Raw genomic sequence first — 17385 nt, forward strand, 5'->3', positions numbered from 1 at the left:
AGGCTCGATTGAACACCTATCGGCCACAGAGCAGCTTTCTGAACAGACCCGCTTACGGACACATGCTCCGCGTTTCGAACCCCACCACGCTGCGCGCCTCCTTGCTGAACTCCACGCCGACCAGATGAATCGGCTCGCCCCGGTCGCGATACTTGTCCGCATAGCCGCGCCTTTCGAGCTGTTCCAGCGCCTTGCCCTCCGGTACCAGCTCCACCACCTTGAACTCGAACAAATAGACATGGCCATTGAACAGCACCGCCATATCGATCCGCCCGTGATTGGCAGTGTCTTCCAGGCGAATATCCAGCCCCAGCGCCGCGAAATGGCTGTAGAACACGCTGGCATAGTAGCCCTCGTACCGGGCAATGGGATTGTTGCGATACCAGTCGTGGGGAATGCTGGCGAAAAAGGCCGTGAACAAGGCCTGCATCGCCGGAAAGTCGTTCGCCAGCAGCAAATCGTACAGTCGCGGCACATGGATGCCGTAACGCACCGGATCATGGGTCAGCACCTGCAACAAGGCGCCATTGAGACTGCTGCGCACCTCCTGGTTGGGGTAACGCAAGGTCATCTGCATCAGCCCCGGTAGACGCCGCACCGAGTCGATGGTCAGGTAGCCCGCCTGGAACATCAACGCCTCGGTGGGAATGTGATCGACATCGAAGCTGGAAAGCAGGCTTTCCAGTGCCACCAGACGCTCCAGATCGGGCGTGAAGGTATGCCGAGCGGTGAGCAGATCCACCAGGAAGGTCGGCGTGCCCGTCTCGAACCAGAACGGCCGGAATTCCCGTTTCTGGAACAACAACAGCAGGTCGAACGGGTTGTATACCGGATCGCCGGTCCAGTTGTAGCCGTTGTACCACCGGCGGATCTCTTCTCGATCCAGGCCCGGCAGTTCGGCGGCGAACACGCTGTCCACATCGGCATCGGTATAGCCACAGATCGCCGAATAACGCATATCCACGGTGATATCGTTGAGATTGTTCAACCCCGAGAACAGGCTCACCTTGCTGAACTTCGACACCCCGGTGAGCATGGCGAAACGAATGTGCGCATCGCTGTCCTTGATCACCGAATATAGGTTGCGCAGCGCATCCCGGATCTCCCGCGCCACCTCGGGACGTCCCGGGTTATCCAGGACAGGCTTGTCGTACTCGTCCACCAGAGCACCACCACCCGCTCGCCGCTGGAAGCATGGGCATGACGGATCAGTTCGGCGAAGATCCCCGGAATCGTCCGGCTCCGGCACTCGATCCCCAGCCGCTCCTGCTGCTCGGCCAGCAGTTCGAGCATACGCAACTCCAGATCCCCGAGACTGTGTCCACCATGTCTCCGGTCTGTACAGCCAGACAAGAAAAAGTGACTCGGCCGGGGGCCGAAACAGGGAGTGTCGGAGCACTCGGCAAACAGCCATGCCAAGGCTCACACAATCTTTCCAGTCCGATATCAGGCAAGCGCTTCATGCGATTGCCCTGGCCATGACGCCTTGCGTAATATTACGCAATGCGTCATATTCTATGCGAACGTGAGCAGGCCAATACGATGATCAAGAGCTGCAAGGACAAGCAGACGGAAGTGGTAGCAAGCGGGTTGCAGGCTCGAAAGCTGCCGCAAGACATGCAGCGGGTCGCCCTGCGCAAGCTTCGCCAACTCGATGCCGCCAAGTCCCTCGATGACCTGCGGATACCGCCGGGAAATCGGCTGGAAGCCCTGCATGGGGACCGCGAAGGGCAGCACAGTATTCGCATCAACGAACAATGGCGGATCTGCTTCCGTTGGGTCGATGGCGATGCGCACGACGTTGAGATAGTGGATTACCACTGAGCGAGGTGAAACATGGCGCGTGAAGACCTGATGGTCGAGGCAACCGGCGAGTTGCTGCTGAACATTCATCCGGGCGAAATACTGATGGAGGACTTCATCGAGCCGCTGGGGCTGACCAAGAATGCGGTTGCCGTAGCGATCGGAGTTCCCGCGAACCGAATCGGTGAGATCGTACGCGGCTCCCGCTCGATCACGGCGGATACCGACCTGCGCCTGTCGCGTTTCTTCGGTACCAGCGAAGGTTACTGGCTGGCGTTGCAAAATGCCTACGACCTGGAGGAAGCCCGGCGGGCGGGAGGCTATGACGGAATCCCGACACACGCCGCTTGACCAGGGCCGGAAATCGTAGGGTGGATGGCCGAAGCCATCCACCCTGGTGGACAAGCCCACGGACTGCCCGGAGCCGTCCTGGCGCGGACAAATCCGCCCCCACGGGCCGGGCCTGTCCCGGAACCCCGGAAATGCTTCTTCCCTGTCGGCGACGCCCCGGCACTGCGCACTTGCAGCAAAAAACTCTCTCCGCCCCCTAAAGCTCCCACGCCCGCCGCCGATAGTCGGGATAACGGCCAACGGCGCCGTTGTCGCCAGCCCGCGAAGCCAGCGCGCAGCAGCGCTCGCCACTGGCGCTCAACCTTTGGAGAAGGAACGCAACATGCCCGTCATCAATACCAACATCACGTCGCTGATCGCTCAGAAGAACCTGAGTTCCTCGCAGAGCGCCCTGACCACCGCCATGGAGCGCCTGTCTTCCGGCATGCGCATCAACAGCGCCAAGGACGACGCCGCCGGCCAGGCCATCGCCAACCGCATGAGCTCGCAGATCACCGGCCTGACTCAAGCCCAGCGCAACGCCAACGACGGTATTTCCGTCGCGCAGACCACCGAAGGCGCGCTGGACCAGATCAACGACAACCTACAGCGCATCCGCGAACTGACCGTACAGGCTCAGAACGGCACCAACTCCTCCGAAGACCTGACCTCGATCCAGAACGAAATCGCCCAGCGCCTGGACGAGATCGATCGTATCTCCCAGGAAACCGAGTTCAACGGCGTCAAGGTACTGTCGAAGGATACCAACCTGAACATCCAGGTCGGTGCCAACGACGGCCAGTCCATCGGCATCAGCCTCAAGCAGATCAATGCCAAGACCCTGGGCCTGGACGGCTTCAACGTCGATGGCAGCGGTGCCACCCAGAACAGCACCGCTACCGTAACCAGCCTGGAAGGCGCTGGTGCGGTCAAGAACTCGACGACGGGCAACTATGTCCTCACGACGACCTTCGACGAGGCCTCCCTGGAGCGCATGCTCGGCGAAATGAAGGATGGCGATGTCGTTACCGTCGGTTCTGGTGCCTCCACCGCAGTGGAATATACTTTCAATACCGCGAGCGGCAGCTTCACCTATACGGCCAATGCCACCAATGCCGCGGCGTACGGGGATCTGGCAGACGAACTTATCCCGCCCACCGGCAGCAGTATCACCGGTACCTATGAATTTGCTGATGGCAACGTGGCCACCTTCGCGGTGGATGCCAGCGGCAAGCTTACCCTCGACGGCCAAGCCGCTTATGTCACTGCTACTGGCGAGTTGACCAACAACGCCACCAGCGGTGCGACCCAAGCTACCCTGGAGGATCTGTTTGCCACCGTTGGTGCCGGTGCCGCCGGTACCGATACCTCCGCTAGAAGCCTCACTGTAGGCGGCGTCACCTATACTGGTGCAGGCACTACAGCAGGCCTGAGCTACACGGACACCGCGACCTCCAGTGATGTACTGGCCGCATCCGCATCCACTGTTGCCAGCATCGAGATGCACAACGGCATCACCAGTGCGACCATTGACTTCGACAACACTGGTGCCCAGAGCAGCACGGGCACTCAGGTCTATGTCGATGAAGACGGTCAGTTGACCACTGTCGGCTCTTACACGACCACTTTCGCAGTCAATGCGGATACCGGCGAAGTGACCGTCGTCGACAATAGCGACACTGCCGGTGACTATGCACTGGAAGAAGGCGCCACCGTCTATGTAGGCAGCAACGGCCGCCTGACCACCAGTACCACGAGCAAAGGTGATGTCACCGAAGACCCGCTGGCTGCTCTCGATGCCGCCCTGGCGAGTGTCGACGCCCTTCGCTCTGACCTGGGTGCCATCCAAAACCGTTTCGACTCGGCCATCAACAACCTGTCCACCACCACCACCAACCTGTCCGCCGCCCGTTCGCGCATCGAAGATGCCGACTACGCGGTGGAAGTGGCCAACATGACCAAGGCGCAGATCCTGCAACAAGCTGGCACTTCCGTCTTGGCCCAAGCCAACCAGGTTCCGCAATCGGTACTGTCGCTGCTGGGCTGATATACAGCCAGGCATGCCTCGCTATTGAAAGGCGGAGGAGCAATGTCTCCTTCGCCTTTTTCTTTTGAAGCCCTTATAAGCCGCTACCTTAAGATTCGGACCGTCTTCAGCCTCCTCTTCACTTAAAGCGAAGTTTTCCCACCATGAGCCGCCCCAAGAAATCAGCCAAGGCCTCCTCCTGCATTAAGGCCAACGCGCATTCCCAACATCGGCATGACAGGGCACTTCCGTCCAGAGAAGCCAGTCACCTGATGCAATTGGTACAGAAGCGCAATTATCCGGAGGCCGCGGAACTCGCGGCTGTGCTGACCGAGCGCTATCCAGACTCGCCACTGGCCTGGAAGGTATGGGGACTGGCTCTACTGGAAAGCCGTCGACCGCAACAGGCAATAGAGGTACTGCATAGGGCCGATGGCATCGATCCCGAAGATCCAGATACGCTGCACAACTTGGGAATTGCCTATCTGAAACAAGGAAATATCCAAAAAGCTGACCACTATCTCGGCCAGGCTCTGGAAGTCTTACCAAGTTTCGCCAAGGCAAGATTGGTGCTCGCCAAGATGAGGATCGATACCGGACAATACCAAGCGGCCCTGGAACAGATAGCCATTGCCGAAGAGAAAGGAGCCAACGAAAACCAGTGCCTGTCGCTCAAAGCCTTCGCATTGAACAAGCTGCATCGACATACGGAAACCTTGCAAGTACAGGAGGAAATACGGAGGCGCTACCCGGATGACCTACTGAACTTGTCCAATCTGGCCGATAGCTACAGGATGCTAACTAGATTCGACGAGGCGGAAAAAACTTTCCTGCAACTGTTGGAGCGTGATCCGACTCAGCATAAAACCTTTTCCGGTTACCTGTTCGCCATTCACTACAATCCCCGGCACTCCCAAGAGTTTCTGGTCAAGACGATAACCCAATGGGACGAACGCTTTAGCCCCCCTCACCCGCCACGCGCACAGGCGGAAGACCGCTCGCCGGACAAGCGTTTGAAAATCGGCCTCCTGTCCGCCGGATTTCGCGTCCATCCGGTAGGCCAAATGATAACTTCCGCCCTTGAGCATCTTCCTCGTAACGAGTTCGAGCTGATTGCCTATACCACTAGTTCAGAACAGGACGACCTGACGCAACGCATCCGCCAGCGCTGCGATGACTGGCAAGCGGTCATGCACCTGGACGATATGGATCTGGCCAAACAGATCCGCGACGACAAGATCGACATCCTGATCGATCTTTGCGGCCATTCGGAGGGATCACGGCTCCCCACCATGGCCCAAGAACCTGCACCGCTGCAAATCAAGTGGGTAGGCGGGCTCAATAACACCACCGGGCTGAAGGCCATCGACTATCTGATCTCCGACTCGGTGGAAACGCCGCCTGGGGTGGATCACCAATACGTGGAAAAACTGATCCGCCTCCCGGACGATTACATTTGCTACCAACCGCGCCCCATGCAACCGCATGTCGGCCCGCTCCCGGCATTGACCAACGGCTATGTGACCTTCGGATGCTTCAACAACCCATCCAAGGTCAACGAGATCGTGATCGAGCACTGGGCCTCCATCATGGCCCAGATACCGGCAAGCCGACTGATGCTCAAGGGTGGCCAGTACGAGAACCAGGCGTTCATCGAGCGCATCAGCCAAGCCTTCGAGACCCGAGGCATAGAACGTACGCGCCTGAAATTCGAAGGCCAGTCGCCACACCTCCACCTGCTCAACACCTACAACCAGGTGGATATCGCCCTCGATCCCTGGCCCTACTCCGGGGGACTGACCACCTGCGAAGCCCTGCTGATGGGTGTGCCGGTCATCACCTACCCCGGCCCCAGCTTTGCCGGCCGCCACTCGGCGACTCACTTGGTCAATGCCGGTCTCGCCGAACTGGTGGCCGACGGTTGGGAGCACTACAGATCACTGGCAGTCGGCTTGGCGAGCGATCTCGACACTCTTGCCACCATTCGCCAGGGACTACGCCAACAACTCAAGAACTCTCCCGTATGCGACGCCCCCCGATTTGCCCGCCACTTCACCATCGCCATGCGGGCCATCTGGCAGCGCTATTGCGAAGGCAAGGAACCCGCCGCGCTGACCATCGGCAAACAGGGTGAGGCCCGCTTCGCGGACGACAAACACCCCATGCATCTGCTACATCCAGCGACCGAAAAAACGACCTTGGAGGAAGCCGAAGTCTTCAGATTCGCTCTCGAGGGTAAGATCGTCACTGTGGATAACGGCTCGATACTTGCAAGCACACCGGGCTTCACCAACCTGCAAAAACTTGGGGCTTTCGCCACCATCGCTTTCGACCCAAGTAGCAAGGTCAAGAACGCCCAGCAACTGCAGCAACAAGGTGAACTGCATCATTATCCCCATGTAGTTCTGGGCGATGGCCAGGATGCGACGCTTCATGTCTGCCTTGATCCGGCCATGAGCGCTACGCTGGAACCATTACCCGCCGATGAGCAACTATCCGGCAACCAGCAGGCCACACGAGTCATCGCCAGACTGCCAATCAGCACCTTGCAGCTCGATGATATCGAAGGATTGGAAAGCATCGACTGGCTGCTGCTCGACAACCTGAACGACAGCCTAAAAATTCTCGAACACGGGGCAAAATCCCTGGCTGCTACTTTGCTAATCCAGGCTCGAGTCAACTTCTTACCAACGCACAAAAGGCAGCCAGAACTAACCTTGGTTAGCTACTGGCTGTCACGGCACGGCTTTAGCTTCTACCGTTTGAACAACTTGCAGCACTATAGCCACTTACCTACACGCAGTGGCTTGTATACGCAGCAAGCCACTCAATTAACCAGTGCCGATGCTCTCTTCATCCCCAATGCCAGCCGCATGGCCGAACTGAAGGATAATCAGCGGCTAAAATTAGCATTTGTGTTACATACGGTCTATGGAATCCAAGATCTGAGCTACGCTCTGCTAGAGCAAATCAACCCGGAGACTGCGCTCGTCTACCTAAGCACGAACAACCTGATCGAAACCAAGCCAGACTTTAAAGATCAAGCAAAATACATTGACTCGCCAACAAAAGAATCATGTAAACCCGAATATAAAAATCAAGCACCAGCATTATTAGCAATCAGAGAGCCCCAACCAAAGGTCTTCGTCGGCATCCCCGTCTACAACGAAGAAAAATATATCGAAAAAACCATCGAATCTTTGAAAAGTCAGAGCATGGACGGCGTCGGCTTCCTTATTTCCGACAATCACTCAACCGACCGAACACTTGAAATAATACAAGACACAGTTGGAAGTGACGATCGATTCAAAATCTCTCAACAAGACAAGAATCTTGGTTCATTCGAAAATTTCAAATTTGTTTTCGAAAATACAGAGTCTCAGTATTTCTTGTGGCTCGGAGCGCATGACTATTTGTCAACCGACTACCTACAGTTGACAACCGAAGCACTGGATAAGGACAAATCCATATCAATGGCTTGCGGCATGCCTTATGCTGTCTTCAACGACAAAACAACCGGCCCGACAGCAGGCGCACTATATGACTTTAACGGAGACTCTCCGGTCGAGCGCTATATGAAATCCGTAGCCAGACTGACAAACTGTACAGTTTTTCACTCATTGTTCAGAAGAGAGGCACTGAATGACTTCGACTTCAGAAAAGTCATCTCGTGTGATCATGTAATAATAAGCCATCTCCTTTGGCATGGAAAACTGGCATATGCCGGCAGTGCAAAATACTACAGAAGATATTTCGAAAAACGCCAAGAAAGCTATGAAGAAAGACTCTCAGGGAAAGGCGAAGAGCTACCAAGGCGTGACCTTTACAAGCTTTACGAAGATGATTTCACAACGCTTGCAAAGAGCACTCTCAATACGAACGAACTCATGACACAGATAAAAAAAATGCAAGATATCCTGAAAAAAAGATTCAATTAACAACATAAAAAATGCGAATCACAAGCGCTTGATCGATGGACTCTCTACCCTCTGAGAAATCAGGACAATTACTATCCGACCGAATTTCCGAAAGATTTAATCTCGAAAGTCCGAATTATAATGAGCCCTCAGAGTATAATTCGCTGCGACTGGAAAAACCGACGAGGCGGCATAACCTGTTCGCAGCAGCTTCATTCTGCAGCAAGAGCGGCACTGTCAAAGTGAATTTGATACTTGCCCAATCCATACAGCATTAATCGTATGACTTCGGTGCCAATCAAATGGCGAACGGGATGACAGACGCCAATGCGAGCGCAAAGTACCGCCGTCGCAATTAACCAGTGAGGATATACCACAGCCACGAACGGTTTGAGATGCTAGCCAAGGCACTACTCCAGTATGGTGTAACTTACGTGCGGCTCATAAGTGAAACGCTGAATGCGTAAGTTGTTTAGCCCGATCCTCTCCAGTACCGCGCGCGTTTCTCCAGGCCATGTGCGATTGTTCAGCTCATCGAATACGATCACAGCCCCTTTGGGCATACGAGGTAAAAAATTCTCCAGACATACGCAAGTGGGCTCATAGAGATCCAGATCGAGATGTAGTAGAGAAACGACCGTTTGTGGCTCTCGCGCCAGATATGCAGGTACAGTTTGCGTAACATCGCCCTTCACTAACTCAACCTTTTCGATATGCCCGATGAAGCGATTGGCATCGTACAGCCTCACCGCTTCCTGCAAATCCGCAAGGCTATCGGCCAGATATCCTCCTGTTCGGCGCTCTGCAGTTTTAATCACACTGTGCTCATCTTCTGGCGCCACGCTGGTAAATCCTGCAAACGTATCAAACCCGACGATACGGCGTTGCAAATTAACAGGCTCCAAAATTGCACTAAGCTGGGCGAATGTCATAAGTCCGCCTCCCCAGTTAACCCCACACTCCATCACATCGCCCTGCACATGCAGAACCAGCTTGAAAATTTCACTTAAACAAATGAAGCGCGATAGTGACTGCCGAGGCACATAGCAAGCAAAATTCTCCAGCTTTTCGACATTGCTTCCAGTGGCCCGCCCATAAAAACCCTCAAGTGCGGCGCGGTAATCAACCTCGGCAAGATTGCTTCGCCCAGCCTGCCTGTAACGTGAAGGATCGTTTACCTGAGTCATTCGCTCACCTCTCCCAACTCTTGCGCACGGCGCGTTGCCGAGTCATGGCCTGGATAGTCCACATAGAAAATATTGGTACGATCTCCTGTCGGAAACCGTTGCCGACGATATTCCAAGTCTGCCAGATCAGTAATGCGAAGCTGCGCAGACCAACGGATCTGATCACCAAGGTTAGGGGTACTACGATGCAACAACATTTGTTTAAAAACCACCAAGTCCCCACGCTTAGCATTAATAGTGACTGGCGTGTCGGTCACAGTCGACGCAAGACTGATATCACGCTGCAAAAATGGTATATAAGGCTCTATCGGTTTTTCACTGATTCGCTTAAACGGCAGCAGACCGCGGCGGTGACTGCCTGGAATCACTTGAATAGTTCCACATTGTAAATTCACATCCTGCAAAGGCACCCAAACTGTAACAGCATTGACAGAGCCCAAGAGGTATACCGTATCCTGGTGCCAATCGAACAGGTGCTTGGTGTCATGTGGCTTATCCAAGCGCATATTGCAGCAGCCCATAAGTGAAGGATGGACCAACCCCAAACTCCGACACATCTGCCGGATAGCTGCACTTCCAGACATCAGCGCAAGCGCCGGAAGATACCTCAAACGGTCATACAATAGCGACTGACTCTCTAATGTAAGCTCATAGCTATTTCTAGCTTTTGATGTAAAACCATCACCCACCACTAGCTTCCCAAGCTCATCAAGCTGACCTTGTAACTCGCCGAGCTCGGAGCTCTGCCAAAAGTCACGCAGAATGATGTAGCCATCCTGCTCAAACTCTTCAAATTTTCTTTTATCGGACGTTAAATCAGCCACGCACATTTTATGGTTCCAAATCGGCATCGAGACGACGCAAAAAACCGTATGGAGCAACCGTTACCTGTAGCTTGCGCTCCATCTCAAAATCTACGGAAAACTTTGATTGATCAGCTAACCACTGCTGGACTGCCGTTTTTGGATTATTACCGACATTCCATGGCCGGTCGGCGAAAAATGAAGGCGGCATATCCTCCACAAACGTGTCGAAAACTACACAGTAGCTCCCAGGCGACACCAACGGAGCATAAGCCTGCAACTCGGCCAATACATGGTCATGTGTATGCATGGAGTCCAGAAAAACCATGATTCGCTTGTAATTCGCTGCAATTCCATGGACTTTTTCTATTACGCCAGCATCGATTGATGACCCCTGAATCATTTCAATACGACTCGCCATCGGGTGCCTCTCGATGGCAACACGATTGTGGGCACGAATATCAATATCGATACCAAGTACTTTTCGCGACGATGCCCGTGGATTCATGATGCAACCCGTGTCGATTGCATCACACATATCCAGCATGGCCAGCAATGAAGCACTCAGAACCAGTGAGCCGCCGTGTGCAATGCCAGTTTCAATGATGAGATCCGGGCGGACACGCCACACCAGCTCCTGAATAGCTACCATATCCTGTGGGTATTGGATGATAGGTCGCCCCAGCCAGTCGAAGTTGTAGACGTACTTGCGCTGCATGGAAGCCTGCAACCATTGACACGATAGATCAGCAAACCCATCATCGCCACCATAGGAGTCTACTCTCTCGCGGCGCTCCTGCTTGAATTGCTCAATAGGACTCATATAAACCTTCGTATTTTATTTGAACTTACGACGATGAAATAGACCAGTCCAATACCGGCCGAGCTGAAAAATCAAACTCCGTTTGTAATCGCCTCACATCGATGGGTAAAAACGACTGTAGTGGTGCTCCAGCCTGTATCACATAACGACAACCCGTAATTCTTACCAACCACTGTAGCCATTGCGCATGGCTCGTTTGTTCACCACTGGCGACGTTATATGTGGCGGCTTGTCCCTCTACTCCAATGCGTGGCAGCAGGTCCAGTACGTCTTCAATATGGATGTAGTCTTTCGTGCTTTCGGGGGCACTTTGCAGAACCACATGACCAGCGAGCGCATCATGTAACAGCGTTGCAACAAGATTACCGCTGGCCGGGTCCATTCCCGGCCCAACCACATTCGAGAGGCGGGCAACCCGCACGCCTGTGCGACCACTGCTGTGACACAGCGATTCTCCCATCAGCTTGGAAAGGTTATACAGGTAGGAAGGAACGCTAGGCCGGACGACCAGAGGCGCATCCTCATCGGTACGTTCCGCCCCTTGATAGACGCGGGTGGACGACAGGTAAAGTAATGTGTGGAATTTTGCATGTCGCAAAAATTCGGCCAGTAACCCCACATGCGCCTGTACGGTATCAAAGGGGCGTGTACGAAAGTTGCCTGTCAGGCCTACGCAATAAAGCACATGCCCCAGCGGACGGCTTAGAAGACCACGCTCTCCACGCTCGGGCGCCCACACCTCATGGCCATCGGCTCGCAGACGCGTCACCAAACGGCTACCTATATAACCGGACGCTCCCAATACTGTGAATCGGCTCATTCACGTTTTCCAATCGGAGCCAGCGGCTGCCCCGCGTACACCGTGTACTCAGCCAACTCGCCACGGACAATACTGCCTGCAGCCACCACGCAACCGCGACGCAAAACCGCACCATCGAGCAATACACAGTTGGCACCGATCCAGACATCATCCTCCACTACGACTCCTCCCCTGCTGGGCAGGAATCCCTGCTCGCGAATGAGTTGCCTCTTGTCGCGATACGCATGATTCACTGGAGCAAAGGTGCAATTTGCAGCGATCGCTACATGGTTGCCAATTCGAATACCGTGCCCCGTATAGAACACACACCCCGCATTGACGACGACATGCTCGCCGATGATCAGATCGCCACGCCCCCCGGCGGGTTTGACCTTGACGAAACTATCGATCACGGAGTGTGCCCCCAATGCGATGCGACTCCCACGTATCGAGTCTTCGATGTCGGCCAAGCAAGACACATGAGCGGTGGGATGGATATCGATCATGCAAACACTTCCAAAGCCGGGACAGCCGTCGCAAAATATCCTCCCCATTCGCGGATGTAAGCCAGTTGGGCTACCACCTCACTCTTCAGGTTCCAAGGCAGGATCAATACCACATCGGGCCGATCAGTCGACAAGTGCGTCTCGGCCACTATTGGAATCCGACTACCTGGCATGAACTTGCCTTGCTTGGCCGGGTTCCTGTCGACTACATAAGGCAGCAAATCAGGACGCACACCGGCGAAGTTGAGTAGTGTGTTGCCCTTGGCTGCGGCGCCGTAAGCCCCCACCCTCAGGCCCTGGCGCTTGGCATCTAGCAAAAACGCCAGCAAATCGTCCCTGATCCGTTCGGCCTCGGCTTGGAAGCCACCGTAAAAAGAGGCACTGGTCATGCCCACCGCCACTTCACAGCCCAGTAACACGGCAACAGCAGGCGACACAGCATGTATGCAGGTATCGCTACGCTGGGCAAATACCCGCAGGCTGCCACCATGAGTCGGCAGTTCTTCTACATCGAACACAGCCAGACCATTAGCGGCGAAGATAGATTGCACAGCAGTCAGTGATAGATAGGAATAATGCTCGTGGTACGCTGTATCAAACTGACTTTGCTGCCTCATGCGCAACAGATGGGGGAATTCGAAGGTTGCTACGCCAGCAGGCTTCAACAAGTAGGCAAAACCTGCGACGAAGTCATTAATGTCCGGTACATGGGCCAACACATTATTGGCCACTATCAGATCAGCCTGATGACCGGCCTGCGCCAGCTCCGCCGCCAACGCCACCCCGAAGAAACGCTCGACAATATCGATGCCTTTGGCCCGCGCAGCGTGGGCGGTACTCGCAGTCGGTTCGACTCCATAGCAAGGAATTCCAGCAGCCTGTACGTACTGGAGCAGATAGCCATCGTTGGCAGCAATTTCAACCACACGATTGGAGGCATTTAAGCCAAAACGGTGGATCATCGCGCGCGCATAACGCTCCGCATGTGCCAACCAGGACGAGGAAAACGAACTGAAGTAGGCGTAATCCTCGCTAAATAGAGCCTCACGCCCGGCATAGTCTTCTGTCTGCACCAGCCAACAGGACTCGCAGACCAGCAGACGCAACGGGAAGTACATCTCTGGCCCACGCAGACCCGACTCACTCAGGTAGGCATTGGATGGTGGCGCACAGCCCAAGTCCAAGAAAAGCAAGCGCAAGTCGCGGCTACAATGACGACACTTCAAAGTGCTACTCCTTCAAATGCACCCTCGACCATCGGATGCATCGCATCTCGTACCGACAGTTCTCTGATCTCCAAAGGCCAGGCGATGCCCAAGCGCTCATCTTGCGGATGCAGCCCTCCCTCGGCGCCAGGCGCATAGGCCGCTGAATGGCAATACAGCAACGCCGCCCCATTGGTCAGCGTCTGGAAGCCATGGGCAAAACCTTCGGGAATAAGCAGCGCCCGAGCGTTATCCGCCGAAAGCCGCTCGGCGTGCCAATGCAAAAAGGTGGGCGAGCCGGCGCGCAAATCCACCGCTACATCCCAAACCTCTCCCTGCAGGCAGGTCACCAACTTTGCCTCGGCATGAGGTGGACGCTGAAAGTGCATGCCTCGCACCGTGCCGCGCCAGGTCGTGAAGGTGTGATTGATCTGAGCGATGGGCTGTAGCCAGCCGGTAGCAGCCAACTCCTCCGCGCAGAACAGACGGGCCAGAAAACCGCGGCTATCCCCGAAGCGTCGACGCTCCACCAGTTTCAATCCGGCCAGCGGCAAGTCAGTAACTGTGAAACGGTTCATACTCGCGTCTCATGTGCCTTTATTTCGGCTTCGCACAAGCCCCGCGCATCGGCCCCTCCGTGCTGTGCTCGATGCCAAGCAATGGTGCGACTCACACTTTCGGCCAGTGACCAGCATGGCACCACGCCTAATGCCACTCGCGTCTTACTGGTCTCCAGCGCCAGCCAACCCGCTTCATGCGGACATCCGGCTCCATAGCCGTAACGCACATCACCCTGGCCGTAAGCCTCGCGGGCCATCTCAATGACCTTCCGCACGGTGGCCGCCTCATGGGTGAACGGGCCGAAATTGTAAGCGCCAGCCCGCGCAGGTTCATGCCAGAGCATTTCTGCCAGTACTAGATAACCACTGAGCGGCTCCAGCACATGCTGCCAGGGACGGATGGCCTCGGGCCGGCGGACCTCCAGCAACTGACCGGACTGCCAGGCTCGCAGCGCATCGGGAATCAAGCGGTCTTCCGACCAGTCGCCGCCACCAATTACATTTCCCGCCCGGGCAGAGGCAATCGCCACCCCCTGCTGCGCCAAAAAGGCATCGCGGTAACTGGCAATGACGATTTCACTCGCCGCCTTGCTGGCACTGTAGGGATCGTGGCCACCCAAGACATCGTCTTCACGATAGGGATAGGGATGTTCCAGATTGCGGTACACCTTGTCGGTGGTCACCATCACCGCCACACGCACGCTATCCAAGCCACGCATGGAATCCAGCACATGTACCGTGCCCATCACATTAGAGGCAAAGGTGGCTACCGGCTCGCGGTAGCTTGCACGTACCAGCGGTTGGGCCGCTAGATGGAACACCACTTCTGGCTGCGCGGCTTGCACTATTTCCATAAGTTTTGCTGCATCGCGAATATCGGCGAAATGACTGTGCATACCATCGGCAACTCGGGCCAACTCGAACAGGTTTGGCCTAGTCTGGGGGGGCAAAGCGATTCCCGTTACCACCGCTCCCAGCCTCTGCAGCCACAATGCCAGCCAACCGCCCTTAAAGCCGGTGTGGCCGGTCAGCAGAACCCGCTTCCCTTGCCAAAAGTTGACACTGGCGGCATGGCGCACGGATGTCACCATTGTTTCCATGGCGCTCCACCTGATGCCCACATGGCCTCCAGCAGATTCTTCTCGCGTAGAGTGTCCATAGGCTGCCAAAAGCCGCTGTGCTCGAAGGCCATCAGTTCTCCCTGCTCGGCTAAATGCATCAGTGGTATGTCCTCCCAGGCGCTGGAGTCATCGGCAATCAAAGAGAGGACTTTGGGCGAAAGCACAAAAAAGCCTCCATTGATCAGGCCACCATCGCCGCGGGGCTTTTCTGTAAAGCCCGCAACGCGCTTGCCATCCAGTTGCAACGCGCCATAACGACCAGGTGGTTGCACGGCCGTTACCGTCGCGAGCCTGCCATGTGCTTTATGGAAAGAAATTGCGGCTGCAATATTCACGTCCGCTACACCATCGCCATAGGTAAAACAGAAGGCCTCATCGTTCTCAAGATATTTACCCACACGTTTTAAGCGTCCACCGGTCATTGTGTTCTCACCAGTATCCACTAGCGTTACCCGCCAAGGCTCCGCTTTTCGCTCATGCACCTCCATGTAGTTATCCGCCATATCGAAGGTAACATCGGACATATGTAGAAAATAGTTGGCGAAATACTCCTTGATGATATATCCCTTATAACCACAGCAAATTACAAACTCATTCACATCATGCGCAGAGTACATCTTCATAATGTGCCACAGAATTGGCTTGCCACCGATTTCGATCATAGGTTTTGGGCGCAAATACGTTTCTTCTGAAATACGGGTACCCAGGCCACCGGCCAGAATCACTGCTTTCATCGAGCCTTTCCTTTAACAATCACATGAACCCCATACAGAAAGGAGAGCTTCACAACTTCGCGCCCTAATCAATGACCTCGCGACCCAAACCATACTCATGGCCAGCCAGGCCTCTCATCACGTAATAGCTATAATTGGCAAATAGGCATTGAAGGTACTCCGAGCGGAAGAGTCAGTTTTATTGCAGCCACACAAAAGCTTCAGGGGATTTGCGCAAGCGCCACGAGAAGTGCTCCCACTTCAACGTCCGATAGAGCGATAAACAATTCCCTTGCGCTCCATTCTTTTCGGCTCGAACAGATTCCGCCCATCGAAAATCACCGGCTGCCTGAGTTGTTGCTTGATAAAGTCGAAATCCGGCGCCTTGAAAGCCCGCCACTCGGTGACAATAACCAAGGCCTCGGCCCCCCTGAGCGCGGCCTCCTTGGTGCCGCAGAGGATCAGGTCGTCACGGTTGCCGTAAAGACGCTGGGCTTCGTCCATGGCCTCCGGGTCATAGGCCTGCACCCTGGCGCCGGCCTGCCAAAGAGCCTCCATCAGTACCCTGCTGGGCGCTTCGCGCATGTCGTTGGTGTTCGGTTTGAAACTGAGGCCCCACAGAGCGAAAGTCCTGCCGACAAGATCCCCGGCGAAATGCCGGTCGATCTTGCGGAACAATACGGTCTTCTGTCGCTCGTTACGTGCCTTGACGGCCTTGAGCAGCTTAGCGTCGAAGTCGATACCGTCGGCGGTGCGTATCAGAGCCTGAATATCCTTGGGAAAACAGGAGCCGCCATAACCGGCGCCGGCATAGATGAAGTGATAACCGATGCGCGGATCGGACCCGATGCCCTGGCGGACCATCTCGATGTCGGCCCCCAGCGCCTCGGCCAGGTTGGCCATTTCGTTCATGAAGCTGATTTTGGTTGCCAGCATGCAATTGGCGGCATATTTGGTCAGTTCGGCGCTGCGCACATCCATGACGATGACCTTTTCATGGTTGCGATTGAAGGGTGCGTACAGTTCACGCATTACTTCCTCGCTGTCCCGATTGTCGGTACCGATGACGATACGATCCGGACGCATGCAATCGGCGACGGCCGAGCCTTCCTTGAGGAATTCCGGATTGGAAACCACGTCGAAGCCGAGATCTCCGCGCCCACGCAGGGCGAGTACGGCGGCGACACGCTCGCGCACCTTGTCGGCAGTGCCTACCGGTACCGTGGATTTGTCGACAAGGATGCAATGGCCATCCATGTGCCGGGCAATGGTCTCGGCCACACCGAGCACATACTGCAGGTCGGCGGAACCATCCTCGTCCGGCGGAGTACCGACCGCGATGAACTGGACCTCTCCATGCAGGACAGCGCTCGCCGCATCGGTGGTGAAACTCAAACGGCCGGCCTCGTGATTCTGCCGGACGAGCGGCTCAAGGCCTGGCTCGTAGATCGGGACGATCCCCTGCCTGAGGTTCTCGACCTTATTGGAATCGATATCCACGCAGACGACATCGTGGCCGACCTCCGCCAGAACGGCAGCCTGCACCAGCCCGACATAGCCGATGCCGAAAACTGTGACCTTCATGCATATCC

Annotated in this window: 16 protein-coding genes; 4 read left to right on the top strand and 12 right to left on the bottom strand. The window is 55.4% G+C overall.

The annotated features are described in order from the left end of the window. Window positions 1-52: 52 nt before the first annotated feature. Both AVCA_RS12605 and AVCA_RS26780 read right to left on the bottom strand, forming a co-directional pair. Window positions 53-1114 (bottom strand): PD-(D/E)XK nuclease domain-containing protein, encoded by a 1062-nt coding sequence (locus AVCA_RS12605; RefSeq protein WP_236616148.1) that lies wholly within the window; start codon window positions 1112-1114, stop codon window positions 53-55. Next, window positions 1069-1293, bottom strand: a complete 225-nt coding sequence (locus AVCA_RS26780; RefSeq protein ID WP_236616150.1) for a hypothetical protein — start codon at window positions 1291-1293, stop codon at window positions 1069-1071. The genes AVCA_RS12605 and AVCA_RS26780 overlap by 46 nt, the downstream gene beginning before the upstream one ends. A gap of 249 nt (window positions 1294-1542) precedes the next feature. Here AVCA_RS26780 and AVCA_RS12610 point away from each other — a divergent pair, with 249 nt between their 5' ends. From AVCA_RS12610 to AVCA_RS12625, 4 genes are all read left to right on the top strand, one after another. After that, window positions 1543-1824 (top strand): type II toxin-antitoxin system RelE/ParE family toxin, encoded by a 282-nt coding sequence (locus AVCA_RS12610; protein WP_012701328.1) that lies wholly within the window; start codon window positions 1543-1545, stop codon window positions 1822-1824. Window positions 1825-1836: 12 nt separating this feature from the next. Then, complete coding sequence (locus AVCA_RS12615) at window positions 1837-2154, top strand: HigA family addiction module antitoxin (RefSeq protein WP_373878240.1); 318 nt, start codon at window positions 1837-1839, stop codon at window positions 2152-2154. Window positions 2155-2476: 322 nt separating this feature from the next. Then, window positions 2477-4180 carry a flagellin N-terminal helical domain-containing protein gene (locus AVCA_RS12620; protein ID WP_012701330.1) on the top strand — a complete coding sequence of 568 codons (1704 nt, stop codon included), beginning with the start codon at window positions 2477-2479 and terminating at the stop codon, window positions 4178-4180. A gap of 143 nt (window positions 4181-4323) precedes the next feature. Then, window positions 4324-8097: an O-linked N-acetylglucosamine transferase family protein gene (locus AVCA_RS12625; protein ID WP_231876337.1), complete on the top strand. Its 3774-nt coding sequence runs from the start codon at window positions 4324-4326 to the stop codon at window positions 8095-8097. 389 nt (window positions 8098-8486) lie between these two features. Here the strand turns inward: AVCA_RS12625 and AVCA_RS24945 are convergent, their stop codons facing one another. The 10 genes from AVCA_RS24945 to AVCA_RS12660 all read right to left on the bottom strand — a co-directional run bounded on the left by AVCA_RS24945 (window position 8487) and on the right by AVCA_RS12660 (window position 17377). Then, window positions 8487-9263: a TylF/MycF/NovP-related O-methyltransferase gene (locus tag AVCA_RS24945; RefSeq protein ID WP_072432745.1), complete on the bottom strand. Its 777-nt coding sequence runs from the start codon at window positions 9261-9263 to the stop codon at window positions 8487-8489. Continuing rightward, window positions 9260-10093, bottom strand: a complete 834-nt coding sequence (locus AVCA_RS24950) for a phytanoyl-CoA dioxygenase family protein (RefSeq protein ID WP_072432746.1) — start codon at window positions 10091-10093, stop codon at window positions 9260-9262. Before AVCA_RS24950 ends, AVCA_RS24945 begins: the two co-directional genes overlap by 4 nt. Before the next feature lies 1 nt (window position 10094). Next, complete coding sequence (locus tag AVCA_RS12630; protein ID WP_041807220.1) at window positions 10095-10889, bottom strand: cephalosporin hydroxylase family protein; 795 nt, start codon at window positions 10887-10889, stop codon at window positions 10095-10097. A 25-nt stretch (window positions 10890-10914) separates the two neighbouring features. Beyond that, window positions 10915-11709: an NAD-dependent epimerase/dehydratase family protein gene (locus AVCA_RS24955; protein WP_072432747.1), complete on the bottom strand. Its 795-nt coding sequence runs from the start codon at window positions 11707-11709 to the stop codon at window positions 10915-10917. After that, window positions 11706-12194, bottom strand: a complete 489-nt coding sequence (locus tag AVCA_RS12635; protein ID WP_041807221.1) for an acyltransferase — start codon at window positions 12192-12194, stop codon at window positions 11706-11708. Before AVCA_RS12635 ends, AVCA_RS24955 begins: the two co-directional genes overlap by 4 nt. Then, window positions 12191-13420 carry a class I SAM-dependent methyltransferase gene (locus AVCA_RS12640; protein ID WP_072432748.1) on the bottom strand — a complete coding sequence of 410 codons (1230 nt, stop codon included), beginning with the start codon at window positions 13418-13420 and terminating at the stop codon, window positions 12191-12193. Before AVCA_RS12640 ends, AVCA_RS12635 begins: the two co-directional genes overlap by 4 nt. Next, window positions 13417-13977, bottom strand: a complete 561-nt coding sequence (locus tag AVCA_RS12645; RefSeq protein ID WP_012701336.1) for a dTDP-4-dehydrorhamnose 3,5-epimerase family protein — start codon at window positions 13975-13977, stop codon at window positions 13417-13419. Before AVCA_RS12645 ends, AVCA_RS12640 begins: the two co-directional genes overlap by 4 nt. Beyond that, window positions 13974-15050 (bottom strand): CDP-glucose 4,6-dehydratase, encoded by a 1077-nt coding sequence (rfbG, locus tag AVCA_RS12650; RefSeq protein ID WP_012701337.1) that lies wholly within the window; start codon window positions 15048-15050, stop codon window positions 13974-13976. Before rfbG ends, AVCA_RS12645 begins: the two co-directional genes overlap by 4 nt. Then, window positions 15044-15814, bottom strand: coding sequence for a glucose-1-phosphate cytidylyltransferase (gene rfbF / locus AVCA_RS12655; RefSeq protein ID WP_012701338.1), 771 nt, complete (start codon window positions 15812-15814; stop codon window positions 15044-15046). The genes rfbG and rfbF overlap by 7 nt, the downstream gene beginning before the upstream one ends. Before the next feature lie 240 nt (window positions 15815-16054). Continuing rightward, the gene (locus AVCA_RS12660) at window positions 16055-17377 is read right to left on the bottom strand and encodes a UDP-glucose dehydrogenase family protein (protein WP_012701339.1); all 1323 of its coding nucleotides are present in this window, start codon (window positions 17375-17377) and stop codon (window positions 16055-16057) included. Between the last annotated feature and the right edge of the window lie 8 nt (window positions 17378-17385).

Origin of the sequence: Azotobacter vinelandii CA, from assembly GCF_000380335.1 — a bacterium.
GTDB classification, from domain to species: Bacteria; Pseudomonadota; Gammaproteobacteria; order Pseudomonadales; family Pseudomonadaceae; genus Azotobacter; species Azotobacter vinelandii.

Coding starts and splice junctions, on each gene's coding strand:
- AVCA_RS26780 (WP_236616150.1), bottom strand. CDS start 1,293: ATGCTCGAACTGCTGGCCGAGCAGCAGGAGCGGCTGGGGATCGAGTGC.
- AVCA_RS12610 (WP_012701328.1), top strand. CDS start 1,543: ATGATCAAGAGCTGCAAGGACAAGCAGACGGAAGTGGTAGCAAGCGGG.
- AVCA_RS12615 (WP_373878240.1), top strand. CDS start 1,837: ATGGCGCGTGAAGACCTGATGGTCGAGGCAACCGGCGAGTTGCTGCTG.
- AVCA_RS12620 (WP_012701330.1), top strand. CDS start 2,477: ATGCCCGTCATCAATACCAACATCACGTCGCTGATCGCTCAGAAGAAC.
- AVCA_RS12625 (WP_231876337.1), top strand. CDS start 4,324: ATGAGCCGCCCCAAGAAATCAGCCAAGGCCTCCTCCTGCATTAAGGCC.
- AVCA_RS24945 (WP_072432745.1), bottom strand. CDS start 9,263: ATGACTCAGGTAAACGATCCTTCACGTTACAGGCAGGCTGGGCGAAGC.
- AVCA_RS24950 (WP_072432746.1), bottom strand. CDS start 10,093: ATGTGCGTGGCTGATTTAACGTCCGATAAAAGAAAATTTGAAGAGTTT.
- AVCA_RS12630 (WP_041807220.1), bottom strand. CDS start 10,889: ATGAGTCCTATTGAGCAATTCAAGCAGGAGCGCCGCGAGAGAGTAGAC.
- AVCA_RS24955 (WP_072432747.1), bottom strand. CDS start 11,709: ATGAGCCGATTCACAGTATTGGGAGCGTCCGGTTATATAGGTAGCCGT.
- AVCA_RS12635 (WP_041807221.1), bottom strand. CDS start 12,194: ATGATCGATATCCATCCCACCGCTCATGTGTCTTGCTTGGCCGACATC.
- AVCA_RS12645 (WP_012701336.1), bottom strand. CDS start 13,977: ATGAACCGTTTCACAGTTACTGACTTGCCGCTGGCCGGATTGAAACTG.
- rfbG (WP_012701337.1), bottom strand. CDS start 15,050: ATGGTGACATCCGTGCGCCATGCCGCCAGTGTCAACTTTTGGCAAGGG.
- rfbF (WP_012701338.1), bottom strand. CDS start 15,814: ATGAAAGCAGTGATTCTGGCCGGTGGCCTGGGTACCCGTATTTCAGAA.
- AVCA_RS12660 (WP_012701339.1), bottom strand. CDS start 17,377: ATGAAGGTCACAGTTTTCGGCATCGGCTATGTCGGGCTGGTGCAGGCT.